Consider the following 15,009-nt stretch of genomic DNA (forward strand, 5'->3'; position numbering starts at 1 on the left):
TCCTCCCTGCATGAACATGAACGAACCAGTACGCCTGTCCAAACGCATGTCCGAACTCGGACTTTGCTCGCGCCGCGAGGCCGACGAGTGGATAGAACGCGGATGGGTGCGCGTCGACGGGAAAATCATTTCCGAACTCGGCAGTAAAGTTTTGCCGAACCAGCGCATTACCATCGAGCGTCAGGCATCTGCGCAGCAGGCGCGGCGCGTCACGGTCATCCTGAACAAACCCGTCGGCTTTGTCAGCGGCCAGGCAGAGGACGGCTACAAGCCGGCCGTCACCCTCGTTTCGGCGGACAGCCGATGGAAAGAGGACAAGACACCGATCCAGTTCCATCCCAGCCACTTGCGCAGCCTCGTGCCCGCGGGACGGCTCGACATCGATTCGGTCGGCATGCTCGTCCTGACGCAGGATGGGCGCATCGCCAAGCAATTGATCGGCGAAGATACGTCGATCGAAAAGGAATACCTTGTACGTGTCCAGTACAGCAAACCTGGCAAGCTGCCGGATTCCGATCTCAAGCTGCTCAATCACGGCCTGTCGCTCGACGGAAAGAAGCTGCTTCCGGCCAAAGTGAGGTGGCAGAACGATGACCAGTTGAATTTCGTACTGCGCGAAGGAAAGAAGCGACAGATCCGGCGCATGTGCGAGGCAGTCGGCCTCAAGGTACTCGGACTCAAGCGCGTGCGGATCGGCCGCGTGAAGCTGGGTGAGCTGCCGGTCGGCCAGTGGCGTTACCTCGGCAGCGACGAACAATTCTAGTCGTCGGCCTGCGCATCGAGTCCGGGAAACAGCACGTCGATGTAGCCGAAGCGCGAAAAGTCCTTGATCCGCATCGGATACAGTATTCCAGCAAGATGGTCGCATTCATGCTGCACGACGCGCGCATGAAAACCGCTTGCCTCTCGCCTGATCGGTGCGCCGTACTGATCGAAACCTTCATATTGCAGACGGCTCCAGCGCGGCACCACGCCGCGCAGCCCGGGAACGGAAAGGCAGCCCTCCCAACCCTCCTCCATCTCGTCCGTTAGCGGCTTGAGGACCGGATTGATCAACACCGTCTCCGGAACTGGAGGTGCATCCGGGTAGCGAACATTCTGCTGGAAGCCGAAGATGACCAGCTGGAGATTGACGCCGATCTGCGGGGCGGCGAGCCCTGCCCCATTGGCCGCGCGCATCGTATCGAACATGTCGGCGATCAGCGCATGCAGTTCCGGGGTGTCGAACTGCGTCACGGCTTCGGCCTGACGCAGCAGGCGCGAGTCGCCCATCTTGAGGATTTCTCGGACCGTCATTTCAATTGTTCCAGGTAGCGAGCGAACGCGGCGCCCATTTCAGGATGCTTCAGGCCCATGGCGACCGTCGCTTGCAGGTAGCCGAGCTTGGAGCCGCAATCGTACCGCCGTCCATCGAAGCGATACGCCATCACGCGCTCATGCTGCATGAGTTGGGCGATACCATCCGTAAGCTGAATTTCCCCTCCGGCACCCTTTCCGATGCGCTCAAGGTAATCGAAGATGCTGTTGTTGAGCACATATCGGCCGACAACGCCGAGGGTGGATGGCGCCTGCTCCGGCATCGGCTTCTCGACGATCCCGTTGACCAGCTCCAGCCGTTCCTTGAAGGGAGTGGTGCTGACGATGCCGTACTGCCTGGTTTCCGCGCGCGGCACTTCCTGGACGGCGAGAATGCTCGCTCCCTCGTTGGCATACGCATCCAGCATTTGGCCAAGGACGGACTTCTGTCCGGCATCGACGTCCATCAAGTCATCCGCCAGCAGAACAGCGAACGGCTCGGTGCCGACCACGGGACGTGCGCAAAGTACTGCATGGCCAAGACCCAGCGGCGCAGGCTGACGCATGTAGATGCAATGGATATCCTTCGGTACGGCATTGCGCAGGATTTCCAGCAGTTCTGTCTTGCCACCGGCCTCGAGCTCCAGTTCGAGCTCATTGGCGGAATCGAAGTGGTCTTCGATGGCACGTTTGTTGCGCCCGGTAATAAAAACCATCTCCGTAATGCCTGCAGCGACCGCCTCCTCGACCGCGTACTGGATCAAGGGCTTGTCCACGACCGGCAACATTTCCTTCGGCTGCGCTTTGGTCGCAGGAAGGAAGCGCGTGCCGAGACCGGCAACAGGGAAGACGGCTTTCCTTACGCGTGTCATTTTTCTTCCAGCATCCTTAACAATGCGGTTTCATCAATGACCGGCACACCCAGGTCCTGGGCCTTGGTCAGCTTGCTTCCTGCTTCCGCCCCTGCGACGACGTAGGACGTCTTTTTCGACACCGAGCCGGACACCTTTCCGCCGGCCGCTTCGATGCGTGCCTGCGCCTCATCGCGGGTAAGGTTGGGAAGCGTGCCCGTCAGCACAAAGGACTTGCCCGTCAGATGTCCCAACTCGGGAGCCGCGCCTGCTGGCAATTGCTCCAGCAGGGCGCGGCAGACTCGGTCGAGATTGCGAACCAGGTCAGCATGATCGCCTTGCGCAAGCCACTCGACAATCGACTCCTTGATGTTCTTTGGAAGATCGACGCTATCCGACGTCCCGATGTCGCCAAGCGACATGACTGTGACACCCTGCTCCGCAGCCTGCCGGCATCGTGTCTCGGTGAATTTCGGAATGCGCAACGCTGCGAGCAATTCCGCCTGGCCCAACTTCTCGCGCAACTTTGCACTGGGCGGATGCTCGTCGCGCGGCTTCACGTTCGCGGCCAGCAGATTGTCGATCGCCTGCTGGTTTCGCTCTTCCGCGAAGAACTCGGAAATCGATTCTGCAACGGTGTCGCCGATGTCCGGCAGGACACGGAGCAAGGCAACCGGGGCCTGACGGATGTTGGCAAGGCTGCCCAGCCAGTCGGCGAGCGTCTTGGCCGTCGTTTCGCCGACATGGCGGATGCCAAGGGCGAACAGCAGCCGCTCCAGTGGCGGGTTCTTGCTCGCCTCGATGGCATCGATCAGGTTCTCTGCCCATTTCGTTGCGATCTTTCCCTTCTGCACGGTCTCCGGCGTGACGCCGTCGCGCTCATCCGCGCGACGCTTCATGTCGAGAAGATCGTCCAGCTTCAACCGGTACAGGTCCGCAATGCTGTGCACGTAGCCGAGGTCGACCAGATTCTCGATGTAGCGGTCGCCGAGCCCCTCGATATCCATCATGCGCCGGCCGGCGAAATGGGCAAATGCCTGCTTGCGCTGAGCCGCGCAGACAAGCCCGCCGGTGCAGCGCCAATCCGCTTCGCCTTCCTCGCGGTCGATATGGCTGCCGCAAACCGGGCACTTGCCTTCCAGGCGCTGGAACATGTTAAACGGCGCGCCGACTGCTTCAGGGCGCCGTTCGAGCACGACGGAGACGACTTCCGGAATGACATCGCCGGCACGGCGCACAATCACGGTATCGCCAACGCGGACATCCTTGCGCCGCGTTTCATCTTCATTGTGTAGCGTGGCGTTGGTCACGGTCACGCCGCCGACGAACACCGGCTCCAGCTTCGCCACCGGCGTGAGCTTGCCCGTGCGTCCTACTTGCACATCGATGTCGCGCACGACGGTCATCTGCTCCTGCGCGGGATACTTGTGCGCCACGGCCCAGCGCGGCTCGCGCGATACGAAGCCCAGGCGGCGCTGCAATGCATAGCTGTTGATTTTGTAGACGACGCCGTCAATGTCGAAAGGAAGTGCGTCGCGAATGGAGGCGACGTGCTTGTAGAACTCGGCCAGGCCCGCAGCGCCGGCGACGACCCTGCGCTCCGCGTTGACCGGCATGCCCATGCCAGCCAGCGCGTCGAGGGTTTCGCTGTGCGATTCGGGTGTCTGCCAGCCTTGCACGTGGCCAAGGCCATAGGCGAAGAAACTGAGTGGCCGCTGTGCTGCAATGGCCGGGTCGAGTTGCCGTACGGCTCCCGCGGCAGCATTGCGAGGATTGACGAACGCCTTCTCGCCCTTTTCACGCTGGCGCTCGTTCATGCGCTCGAATGCATCGCGACGCATGTAGACTTCGCCGCGCACCTCCAGGACCGGCGCATCGCAATTCTCCAAGCGCAGGGGAATCTGCCGAATCGTACGAATGTTCTGGGTGACATCTTCACCTGTCGCGCCGTCACCCCGCGTGGCGGCCTGCACAAGGACGCCGTTCTCGTAGCGCAGGTTGAGCGCCAGGCCGTCGAATTTGAGCTCCACGGCGTACTCGAGTGCCGGCGCATCGACGCCCAGTCCGAGTTCGCGCCGCAACCTGGCATCGAATGCAATGGCGCCGCCTTCCGTGGTGTCCGTCTCAGTACGGATCGACAACATCGGCACCGCGTGCCGTACCGGCTCGAACTGCGGCAAAGGTTTGCCGCCGACACGCTGCGTCGGCGAATCGGGCGAAATCAGGTCGGGATGCGCCTGCTCCAGCGCAACCAGTTCGCGAAACAGCTTGTCATACTCCGCGTCCGGAATCGTCGGGTTGTCCAGCGCGTAGTAGGCGTGGTTGTGGCGGTTGAGCTCGGACTTCAGCCATGCAGCCCGCTCCTGCCAATGAGGTGTTCCGGGACTCGTCGTCCCGGAGGAACTGGAAAACAGGTCGGGTTGCATTGGTCAGCTGAACAGGCGCAGTGCGCGTGTAGATCCTGCCGGGATATTCGCGGACTCCATGTGCTTGTAGAAGGCGTCTACTTGTTCGGCAATTTCGGCCAATGCAGGTTCCGCCAGTGGCTGATTGCCGTCATCGACCACCACACCATCCAGGCGAGAGGCAAGCATGCGTGCACATGCCGTCATCGCACCGAAACCATCACGCTGCGGCGCAACGCGAGGCACATCGAGCAGCAGCGTCAAGCGGGAGGTCGTTTCGGCCGCAAGCGACACATTGGTGGACAGGGAGAAAAGAATTCCACCTTCACCATCAGGCATCACAAGACGGCCGTCGGGTCGGAGGTCAAAACCCTGGCGTTCGAGTGCCGCAAGCAGAGTGTTGATGGCCCAGGGCGCACCTTTCGATTGCACATTCACACTCAGCTGCGCGTCATATTCGGCAACGAACTGGTGCAAGGAACGCGCGCGCGCCATGACATGCGCCATGTCCGGAACGTCGAGGTCGGCGTCCATCTCGTCTGCCAGCTGACGCAAGCGCGTAATGACCTCGGAGTATTCGATCTCATTCAACGCGCCACTGCGATTTGCAAGCTGCACGCCTGCGAAGAGCCCGTAGTACTGGCCGCCATGGGCGACAGGCTCCCAGCTGCTGTCCTCGCGCTGACCGATGAAGTGAACCGGTTTGTTCCCGACGTGGCGCAGGGTCTGCAACTTTTGCATGACCTTGTCTCCGCGCACTGGTGCCTGCAGCGTGAGCGAGATCGAGCAGTCGATCAGATCGTCGATCGGTAGTTCCTTCTGCGAAACCTCGACCAGTTTCTCGATCTGCTCTTCCGTCGAAGCCGCGGCGGAATCGGCTTCCGGCGATGCTGTTTCCACGCCGGGCGCCAGTGTCGGCTCCTGCCTTGCAGCGGATGGAACGTCAGAAGGGTTCATGAGCACATCGTCGTGCTCCGATGAAAAAGCGCGCTGAACACTTTTGCGCGCCTTGTACTCCTGCCACTTGTTATAGCTGATTACGCCGACGACGATCGTGCCGCCGATGGCCATGAGGCTCATTTGAAGTTCCGTCATGCCGCACGTACCTCGTTCGAAAAGGGATGGAAGTCATGCCATCCGGAAATCTGTGTTCGCGTCATTTGTGATTCCAGGTAGATGCCGAGCATGCGCGAAGCGCGCGAATACTGGCTTGGGGACGAGGAAACCACCCTCGCCGGTACCCGGCTGAGAGTAGTGTCGGTCAATAAAGTTGTCAAGCAAGACAGGCCGGCTCGACGCGTTGTCATGCTGGTGGTCCAATTAATAATGTTCACCGGGAATTGATCCTTGCCGAAACATTGGTTCCGGCCCGTTGACGTTCGTCAATACAGGCGGAATGACGTGAACAATAGAATAACAACTATTCCGCAGCGACATTTTTCCAGTAGCAAAGCGCGCACTGTCATTGCTGAACCAGGTTTCGGCCTCTTTGCCGAAACGCCAGAAAATTCCTTTCTTATCTGGAGGATTGCATGGAATCTCAATATGGAACAAGCGCGAGCATGGCTCGTGCCTATGCCAGCGAAGAAGCCCACGCGCGCCCAAATACCACCCCGCGTCAGGCAGTCAACACAGCAGGAATGAACATGCGTTCCACCAGCTCAGGTTTCGACATTTCCCGTTCGAAAGAATTCAAATTTCAGCAACTCGCGATGATGTCGATCAGCCCGATCGTGCGATCGATCCAGCGCTGGTGGTTGCAACGCGCCGAGCAGCATTACCTGATTTGCGCCGATGTGGAGCAGCAGCGTGCACGTGAAGCCCAGATGAACGTCGCCTACTACCAAAAACGTGCTGCACTGGCGCGCTCCGCCCGCAACTAGTCCGCGTCAACGCTTGCGTGCCCTTGCTGCGGCTCGCAAGCGCTTCCCACATCAGGCCGCCTGCGCTTCCGCCGCAAAATTCGCAGCCGCTTCCATATCCACCGCGACAATCCGGGATACGCCCTGCTCCTGCATCGTGACACCGATCAGCTGCTGGGCCATTTCCATGGCGATCTTGTTGTGCGAAATGAAGAGGAACTGTGTTTGCGAGGACATGCGTTTGACCATATTGCAGAAGCGCTCGGTGTTGGCATCGTCCAGCGGTGCATCCACCTCGTCCAGCAGGCAGAATGGTGCAGGGTTGAGCTGGAACATCGAGAACACCAGCGCAGTCGCGGTCAGCGCTTTCTCGCCGCCGGACAACAGGTGAATCGTCGCATTCTTCTTGCCGGGCGGCTGCGCCATCACCTGCACGCCTGAGTCGAGAATTTCCTCGCCCGTCATGATGAGCTTCGCCTGGCCGCCGCCAAACAGGACCGGGAACAGTTCGCCGAAATGTTTGTTCACCTTGTCGAAGGTGTCCTGCAGCAGTTCGCGTGTTTCCTTGTCGATCTTGTTGATCGCGTCTTCCAGCGTCGTGATGGCTTCCGTCAGGTCGGCGTGCTGGGAGTCGAGGAATTTCTTGCGCTCCGATGCTTCCGCAAGCTCATCGAGTGCTGCCAGGTTCACCGCACCGAGTGCCGCGATGGCATTGGTCAGGCGTGTGACTTCGCCTTGCAGATAGGACGGCCGAAGATCGGGGTTCAGCTTTTCGGCCAGTGCCGCTTCGTCGGCCTGCGCTTCGATAAGGTGCTGCGCATACTGCTCCTGGTTCAGGCGCGCGGCCTGTTCCTTCAGCTGCAACTCCATGATCTTGTCGCGCTGCGGCTGGAGACTGCGCTCGGCCTGCAGGCGCGACTCCTCGGAATGACGCAACTGCTGGGTCAACTGGTCGAGCTCGTGGCGCGCATCCGCGAGCGCACGTTCCTGGTCGCTGCGCTTTTCAAGCAGGTCTTGCAGGCCTGCCTGCGCAGCCTGGTCGTCGAGGGTCTCGAGCTCGAGACTCCCCTGCTGCATGCTGGCGAACAAGCGGGCGGACTGCTCCAGCGCCGTGGCGATACTGCGCTTCAGCTCTTCGATCTTGTTGCGGTGTGCCTTTTCGGCGAACTCGGCTTCCTGCGCAGCGCGTTCAAGTTCACGCAGGCGCAGGCGGGCATCGTTGAGCTGCTGTTCCTTGGCTAGATAAGCCGTCTGACCAGTCTCGTGCTTTTCCTGCAGTTCGGCAAGTTCGATGTCGAGCTGTTCGAACTTCTCTTCCGACTCAGCCTTGGCCTGTTGCTGTTCCGACTCCTGCGCCGTGATTTCCGCGAGGTCGGATTCGATCTGCGTACTGCGCTGGTTGAAACGGTCCTGTACCTCGGAGAGCTTCATCACTTCGAGCTGGAGGCTGTGCACGGTCTGCGTCAGCTGGCTAACGCGCTGGCGCAATTCGCCGAGGCGCTGCGTCGCTTGCGTGAGTGCGGATTCGGCGCGCACGGCGCGCGATTTTGCCTCATCGGCAAGCATCTGCTGCGCACGCAATTGCTTGGTGATGTTATCGATTTCCTGCTGCCGTGCGAGCATGCCGTCCTGTTCGGAATCGGAGGCATAGAAGCGCACGCTGGTCTTGCCGATGACATGACCCTGCTTCGTCACGAAGTAGCCGCCTATCGGCAGCTTCGCACGGTCAACGAAGGCTAAGTTCGTGTCGTCGGCAATGAAGACGTTGTGCAGCCAATCCTCCATCAACGCACGCAAGCCCGGATCGTTCAATTGCAGCAGGTTGATGAATGGCTTCAATCCAGCGGGCGCTTCGACCGCTGCGCCGACGCTGGTAGCATTCGGCGTGAACAGTGCCAGCTTGGCCGGAGGTGCATCGTTGAAGAAAGCCTTCGCCCAGTCGAGGTTCGACATTTCCAGAGCGGAAGTGCGTTCACGCAGGACGGATTCCAGGGCGGTTTCCCAGCCCTGGTCGATATGCAGTTTTTGCCAGAGGCGCGGCAGCTCGCCGAGTTCATGCTTCTTCAGCCAGGGCTGGACCTTGCCCTGCGTCTGCACGTTTTCCTGCAGCTGCTTCAGCGCGGCAAGACGTGCTTCGAGCTGTGCGTTGTTCGCAGTCTCGGTATTGAGCTGGTGCTGTGCCGCGCGGCGCTCTTCTTCGAGCTGCGGCTGCTGTTCCTGCGCCGACTCGAGCTGCTCCCTGGCCTCTTCCAATGTGGCTTGCTTCTCTTCAAGCTGCATCTTCAGGTTGCTCAGGTGCGCCGTGTCGGGCATGGCCATGCCGTTCTTTTCCTGCTGCAGGCGTTCCTTGCGGGAAGCGAGATTGGCGAGGATGTTCGACGCGTTGCGCTGATGCGCGGACTCAAGCTCGATCTGCTGTTGGACCTGCATGATCTTGCCGCGCGACTCGGTCGTCGCCAGTTGCGCTTCGCGCCACGCCTGCTCAAGCGCCGGCAGGTTGTCGTGTTGCGTCTGCGCGGCCTGTTGCGCCTGTTCGACCCGCAAGCCATGTTCCTCGAGATGCATTTCGGCTTCCTCGAGTTCCTCCTGCTGTTGTTGCCCTTGGCGCTGCCACTGGTCGCGCTGTGCTGTCAGGGAATTCAGCTGGGTTTGCAGGCGGTTGCGCGACTCGATCACGAACTTGATCTGCGCTTCAAGGCTGCCGATTTCCGAATTGGTCTGGTAGAGGTGGCCCTGCGCGGTATGCATGCGATCGCCGGCGGCATAGTGCGCTTGGCGCATGTGCTCCAGTTCCGTTTCGACATGGCGTAATTTGGCGGTCTGCTCTTCGAGTTCGGTCTGCGCGCGTTCGATGTCGCGGAAGTATTTTTCCTGCTCCGATTTGGCTTCGTTCTTGCGCAGCAGCCAGAGCAGCTTCTGCTTCTCGGCCTGATCCGCCTGCAGCTCGCGGAACTTTTGCGCGACCGCTGCCTGCGCTTCCAGCTTTTCGAGGTTGGTCCCGAGTTCGCGGAGGATATCCTCGACGCGCGTCAGGTTCTCGCGGGTATCGTGCAGGCGGTTTTCGGTTTCCCGGCGGCGCTCCTTGTACTTGGAAACACCGGCCGCCTCCTCGAGGAAGATGCGCAGGTCTTCCGGGCGCGCTTCGATGATGCGCGAAATCATGCCCTGACCGATGATCGCATAAGCACGCGGCCCGAGGCCGGTACCGAGGAAGATGTCCTGGATATCGCGGCGACGCACGGCCTGGTTGTTGATGTAGTAGGTCGAGGTACCATCGCGGGTGAGCGTGCGCTTCACGGCGATCTCGGCGTACTGGCTCCATTGGCCGGCAGCGCGGCCGTCGCTGTTGTCGAAGACGAGTTCGACGGAAGCGCGCCCGGCAGGCTTGCGGCTGGTCGAGCCGTTGAAGATGACGTCCTGCATGGACTCGCCGCGCAACTCGGACGCCTTGGATTCGCCCAGCACCCAGCGAACCGCATCCATGATGTTGGACTTGCCGCAACCATTCGGGCCCACCACGCCGACCAGCTGTCCGGGCACCTGGAAGTTGGTCGGGTCGACGAAGGACTTGAATCCGGATAATTTAATGGAATTTAGACGCACTTTATCGACTGTTCTTGACTAGTTGGAGCGGGCGCCTGATGCCGCCTCGACAAAGGGGCCTATCATAACATTTCACATCCTTGGATCATCACTTTTACCTAGGGAAATCCCTCCGGCGCAGGCGGGGCGCCGACGGTATAATGCCGCCTTTGGTCTTTTTGCATCCCACCTCTTCCAGCCGAGCCCTCCCCCGTGAATCCGCTGTTAAACAAATTACAACCCTACCCCTTCGAAAAGCTGAAGCAACTGCTCGCAGGCGTGAAGCCGAACGCCGCCTATGCCCCGATCAGCCTGGGCATCGGCGAGCCAAAGCATCCGACACCAGCGCTGATCAAGAGCGCGTTGAGCGACAATCTTGCCGGTTTGGCAAGCTATCCGACAACGGCCGGTTCGGAGGCATTGCGCGGGGCCATCGCGGGTTGGCTCGAACGACGCTATCGCTTGCCAAAAATCGATGCAGCGACGCAGATCCTTCCGGTGAACGGGTCGCGCGAGGCGTTGTTTGCCCTCGCGCAAACGGTGATTGACCCGACCAGGGGCGACGCGCTCGTCATGTGCCCGAATCCGTTCTACCAGATCTACGAGGGGGCGGCCTACCTGTCCGGGGCGCAGCCCTATTTCGTGAATTCCGATCCGGCACGCAATTTTGCGCCGGATTTCAAGAGCGTGCCCGCCGACATCTGGCCGCGGGTCCAGCTGCTTTACATCTGCTCACCCGGCAACCCCACTGGCGCCGTCCTTAACCTGGACGACTGGAAGGAACTGTTCGACCTGTCCGACAAGTACGGCTTTGTCATTGCATCGGACGAGTGCTACTCGGAGATCTTCTTCAAGTCCGAAGCGCCGCTTGGCGGCATGGAAGCGGCGCATATGCTGGGACGCACCGGATATCCGCGCCTGGTGTCTTTCTCAAGCCTGTCCAAGCGGTCGAATGTCCCCGGCATGCGCTCCGGCTTTGTCGCGGGCGATGCCGAGATCCTGAAGAAATACCTGCTCTACCGCACCTACCACGGCAGTGCGATGAGTCCATCCGTGCAGGCCGCATCGGTCGCCGCCTGGAATGACGAACAGCATGTCGAGGAGAACCGCGCGAAGTACATCGCGAAATTCAACCAGGTCACGCCCTTGCTGGAAGAAGTGCTGGACGTGCGCCTTCCCGACGCCAGTTTCTACCTCTGGGCGAAGGTCGACCGCTACAGCGGCATGTCCGACACCGAGTTCGCGAAGCGCCTGTACGCCGAATATAATGTGACGGTGTTGCCTGGAAGTTATCTGGCCCGCGAAGCGCACGGTATCAACCCGGGACAGAACCGCATCCGCATGGCGCTGGTGGCCGAGGTGGAGGAATGCCTCGAAGCGGCGCAGCGCATCGTCGAATTCACCAAGAAATTATCCTGATCCATCAACTTGAGAAGCAAAGCAAATGACCCAACAACTCCAGCAGATCATTGACCAGGCCTGGGAAGACCGCGCCAATTTTTCTCCGAAGTCCGCCCCGGCGGAAGTGCGCGACGCCGTCGCCCACGTCCTGGAGCAGCTCAACCAGGGTACGCTGCGCGTGGCGCAGAAGGACAGCGGCAGCTGGGTGGTGAACCAGTGGATCAAGAAGGCGGTGCTCCTGTCCTTCCGCCTGGAAGACAACGTGCCGATGCCGGCTGGCGGCAGCATGCAGTTCTATGACAAGGTCCCGACCAAGTTCGCCAATTACACCGCCGAGGATTTCGCCAAGGGCGGCTTCCGCGTAGTGCCGCCGGCCGTTGCCCGCCGCGGCAGCTTCATCGGCAAGAACGTGGTGCTGATGCCGTCCTACGTCAACATCGGTGCCTATGTCGATGAAGGCGCGATGGTCGACACCTGGGCCACCGTCGGTTCCTGCGCGCAGATCGGCAAGAACGTCCACCTGTCCGGCGGCGTCGGCATCGGCGGCGTGCTGGAGCCGATGCAGGCCAACCCCACCATCATTGAAGACAACTGCTTCATCGGCGCACGCTCGGAGATCGTCGAAGGCGTGATCGTCGAAGAGAACTCCGTGATTTCGATGGGCGTGTACATCGGCCAGTCGACGAAGATTTACGACCGCGCCACCGGCGAAGTAACTTACGGCCGCGTTCCCGCCGGTTCTGTCGTCGTCTCGGGCAACCTGCCCTCCGCCGACGGCAAGTACAGCCTGTACTGCGCCGTCATCGTCAAGCGCGTGGATGCCAAGACCCGCGCCAAGACGGGCATCAACGAGCTGCTGCGCGACGCCTGATCGTGTGAAGCCAGGCCGCCGTCCGGCGGCCTTTTTCATCCGGCTACCTAGGAGAGCATCATGGCAATGGACCGTCTGTTCCAGCTGATGAAGGACAAGAAGGCATCGGACCTGTTCATCACCGTGAACTCGCCGATCCATATCAAGATCAACGGACACCTGCTTCCCGTCAACCAGCAGAAAATGGACAACGCGACCATCAAGTCGCTGTTGGCGGAAGTCACTTCCGCAAAGCAGATGCAGGAACTGGAAGACCATAACGAGCTCAACATGGGTATTCCCGTGCCGGGCGTTGGCAGCTTCCGTCTATCCGCCTTCCGCCAGCGGGGCAGCATTTCAGCGGTGTTTCGTTTCATTCCAGGCGATATTCCGCGCCTTGCCGACTTGAATGTGCCGCCCGTGCTGGCCGAAGTCATCATGGAAAAGCGCGGCCTGATCCTCGTCGTGGGCTCCACGGGCTCGGGGAAGTCCACGACCATCGCCGCGATGCTCGATCATCGCAATGCGAGCAAGACCGGCCACATCCTGACGCTGGAAGACCCGATCGAATTCCTGTTCTCGAACAAGAAATCCATCGTCAACCAGCGCGAAATTGGCACTGACGCCGACAGCCTGCACATTGCATTGAAGAATGCGTTGCGCCAGGCGCCCGATTGCATCCTCATCGGCGAGATCCGCGACAAGGAAACCATGGGCAATGCGCTGGCCTACGCGCAGTCCGGCCACCTCGTCGTGGCGACCCTGCATGCCAACAATAGCTACCAGGCCCTGACGCGCATCATCAACTTCTATCCGCTCGAGACGCGCCCTTCCCTGCTCGTCGATCTTTCGGTCACGGTCAAGGCGATCATTTCGCAACGTCTCGTGCAGGCCAAGGATGGCGGACGTCGAGCGGCAGTCGAAGTGCTGCTGAACACGCGCCACGTCGCCGAATTGATCGAGCAAGGCGAAATCAGCCAGATCAAGGAAGCGCTCGAGAAGAGCATGGCGCCTGGTTCGCAGACCTTCGAACAGGCGCTGATGCAGCTCATCCAGGATGGCGTGATCACGCAGGACGAGGCGCTGGCCAACGCCGACTCGGCGACCAACCTCTACTGGCTGATCAACAATTCGCAGGGCAAGAAGCCCGAGCCGGAACCGGAGCCCAAGAAGGACGAGGGTCCCACTTTTACCGAATTCACGCTGAACGTCTGATTCATGGCAGTCACTCTCTACGGCATCCCCAATTGCGATACGGTCAAGAAGGCAAGGACCTGGTTGGACCAGAACGGCGTCGCTTATGTGTTCCATGATTTCAAGAAGGCCGGGCTCACCCCGGCGCATGTGGACGGCTGGCTGAAACAGGTGGCATGGGACGTGCTGGTCAACCGCAAGGGAACGACATGGCGCGCATTGCCTGACGAGCGCAAGGCCGCGATAGCGGATGCGGCAAGCGCCGCGTCGCTGATGCTGGAATCGCCGTCGGTCATCAAGCGTCCTGTCCTCGATTTCGATGGTGCCACGTACGTTGGCTTCTCTGACGCCAACTACCAACAGATTTTCAACAAGTAATCCATGAGTAAAACACTCGCGCTGACCGAAGAGCTCATTGCCTTATCGTCCGTCACGCCGGACGACAAGGGTTGCCAGCGCTGCCTGATCGACCTGCTGGAACCGCTCGGTTTCAAATGCGAAACCATCGAATCCGGTGGTGTCACCAACCTGTGGGCGCGTCGCGGCACGGCGCAACCTCTCGTCGTTTTTGCAGGCCATACGGACGTCGTTCCGAGCGGGCCGCTCGACCAGTGGCACTCCGATCCGTTCACCCCAACGCAGCGCGACGGCAAGCTCTACGGACGCGGTGCGGCGGACATGAAAACCTCCATCGCCGCAATGATCGTCGCGGTCGAAGAATTCACCGCGGCGCATCCCGCCCACCCTGGTTCAATCGCCTTCCTGCTGACCAGCGACGAGGAAGGCCCGGCGACGGATGGCACCGTCATCGTGTGCGACATGCTCAGGGCGCGCAACGAACAACTCGACTATTGCATCGTCGGCGAACCGACCTCGACCGATCAACTGGGCGACGTGATCAAGAACGGCCGCCGCGGTTCGATGTCCGGCAAACTGATCGTCAAGGGGGTGCAGGGTCACATCGCCTATCCGCAGCTGGCAAAGAACCCGATTCATCTCGCCGCGCCGGCCCTGGCCGAACTCGCTGCCGAGAAATGGGATGACGGCAACGAGTACTACCTGCCCACGTCCTGGCAGATGTCGAACATCCACGCGGGCACTGGCGCGACCAATGTGATTCCCGGCGAGGTCGTCGTCGATTTCAATTTCCGCTTTTCGACGGCGAGCACGGTGGACGGCCTGCAGAAGCGCGTACATGCGATCCTCAACAAGTACGACTTCGAGTACGACATCAAATGGACCATCGGCGGACGCCCCTTCCTGACGCCGCGCGGGAAGCTGAGTGACGCACTTACGGCGGCAATCAAGGCCGAGACGGGGCTGGATGCCGATCTGTCCACCACCGGCGGCACTTCGGATGGACGCTTCATCGCGCAGATTTGCCCGCAGGTGATTGAGTTCGGCCCGCCGAATGGCAGCATTCACAAAATTGATGAGCACATCGAATTGCGCTTCATTGATCCCTTGAAGAACATCTATCGCCGCACGCTGGAAAATCTCCTTCAGTAAAACACTCCCCCTTTCCTTCCCGGAGAGGACTTTGGCATCCAATGCCGCACAGAACACGG

At 60.5% G+C, this 15,009-nt stretch carries 12 protein-coding genes; 7 read left to right on the forward strand and 5 right to left on the reverse strand.

Annotated elements, in window-relative coordinates:
- The first annotated feature begins 16 nt into the window (after nt 1-16).
- The gene (locus tag ACNOHI_RS12895; protein ID WP_420475074.1) at nt 17-763 is read left to right on the forward strand and encodes a pseudouridine synthase; all 747 of its coding nucleotides are present in this window, start codon (nt 17-19) and stop codon (nt 761-763) included.
- Here the strand turns inward: ACNOHI_RS12895 and def are convergent.
- From def to ACNOHI_RS12915, 4 genes are read right to left on the reverse strand one after another with little or no spacing between them, the layout of a single operon-like run.
- A complete protein-coding gene (def, locus tag ACNOHI_RS12900; protein ID WP_420475075.1) occupies nt 760-1,296 on the reverse strand; it encodes a peptide deformylase in 537 nt (178 codons plus the stop codon). The genes ACNOHI_RS12895 and def overlap by 4 nt on opposite strands.
- Nucleotides 1,293-2,168, reverse strand: coding sequence for a UTP--glucose-1-phosphate uridylyltransferase GalU (gene galU, locus ACNOHI_RS12905; RefSeq protein ID WP_420475076.1), 876 nt, complete (start codon nt 2,166-2,168; stop codon nt 1,293-1,295). The genes def and galU overlap by 4 nt, the downstream gene beginning before the upstream one ends.
- Nucleotides 2,165-4,573, reverse strand: coding sequence for an NAD-dependent DNA ligase LigA (gene ligA / locus ACNOHI_RS12910; protein ID WP_420475077.1), 2,409 nt, complete (start codon nt 4,571-4,573; stop codon nt 2,165-2,167). Before ligA ends, galU begins: the two co-directional genes overlap by 4 nt.
- A 3-nt stretch (nt 4,574-4,576) precedes the next feature.
- On the reverse strand, nt 4,577-5,647 hold the full coding sequence (locus ACNOHI_RS12915) for a cell division protein ZipA C-terminal FtsZ-binding domain-containing protein (protein ID WP_420475078.1): 1,071 nt from the start codon (nt 5,645-5,647) through the stop codon (nt 4,577-4,579).
- Nucleotides 5,648-6,084: 437 nt separating this feature from the next.
- Between ACNOHI_RS12915 and ACNOHI_RS12920 the strand changes: the two genes are divergently transcribed.
- Nucleotides 6,085-6,435, forward strand: coding sequence for a hypothetical protein (locus ACNOHI_RS12920; protein WP_420475079.1), 351 nt, complete (start codon nt 6,085-6,087; stop codon nt 6,433-6,435).
- Between the two features lie 51 nt (nt 6,436-6,486).
- Here ACNOHI_RS12920 and smc read toward each other — a convergent pair whose 3' ends face one another.
- Nucleotides 6,487-10,017, reverse strand: coding sequence for a chromosome segregation protein SMC (gene smc / locus ACNOHI_RS12925; RefSeq protein ID WP_420475080.1), 3,531 nt, complete (start codon nt 10,015-10,017; stop codon nt 6,487-6,489).
- A gap of 192 nt (nt 10,018-10,209) precedes the next feature.
- Between smc and dapC the strand changes: the two genes are divergently transcribed.
- From dapC to dapE, 5 genes are read left to right on the forward strand one after another with little or no spacing between them, the layout of a single operon-like run.
- On the forward strand, nt 10,210-11,415 hold the full coding sequence (gene dapC, locus ACNOHI_RS12930; protein WP_420475081.1) for a succinyldiaminopimelate transaminase: 1,206 nt from the start codon (nt 10,210-10,212) through the stop codon (nt 11,413-11,415).
- A gap of 25 nt (nt 11,416-11,440) precedes the next feature.
- The gene (gene dapD, locus ACNOHI_RS12935) at nt 11,441-12,268 is read left to right on the forward strand and encodes a 2,3,4,5-tetrahydropyridine-2,6-dicarboxylate N-succinyltransferase (RefSeq protein ID WP_420475082.1); all 828 of its coding nucleotides are present in this window, start codon (nt 11,441-11,443) and stop codon (nt 12,266-12,268) included.
- A 60-nt stretch (nt 12,269-12,328) separates the two neighbouring features.
- Nucleotides 12,329-13,462, forward strand: a complete 1,134-nt coding sequence (locus ACNOHI_RS12940) for a PilT/PilU family type 4a pilus ATPase (RefSeq protein WP_420475083.1) — start codon at nt 12,329-12,331, stop codon at nt 13,460-13,462.
- 3 nt (nt 13,463-13,465) lie between these two features.
- Complete coding sequence (locus tag ACNOHI_RS12945) at nt 13,466-13,819, forward strand: ArsC family reductase (RefSeq protein WP_420475084.1); 354 nt, start codon at nt 13,466-13,468, stop codon at nt 13,817-13,819.
- Between the two features lie 3 nt (nt 13,820-13,822).
- Nucleotides 13,823-14,950: a succinyl-diaminopimelate desuccinylase gene (gene dapE, locus ACNOHI_RS12950; protein ID WP_420475085.1), complete on the forward strand. Its 1,128-nt coding sequence runs from the start codon at nt 13,823-13,825 to the stop codon at nt 14,948-14,950.
- The last annotated feature ends 59 nt before the right edge of the window (nt 14,951-15,009 follow it).

The organism is Noviherbaspirillum sp. ST9 (genome assembly GCF_048799745.1).
Taxonomy (GTDB): Bacteria; Pseudomonadota; Gammaproteobacteria; order Burkholderiales; family Burkholderiaceae_D; genus Noviherbaspirillum.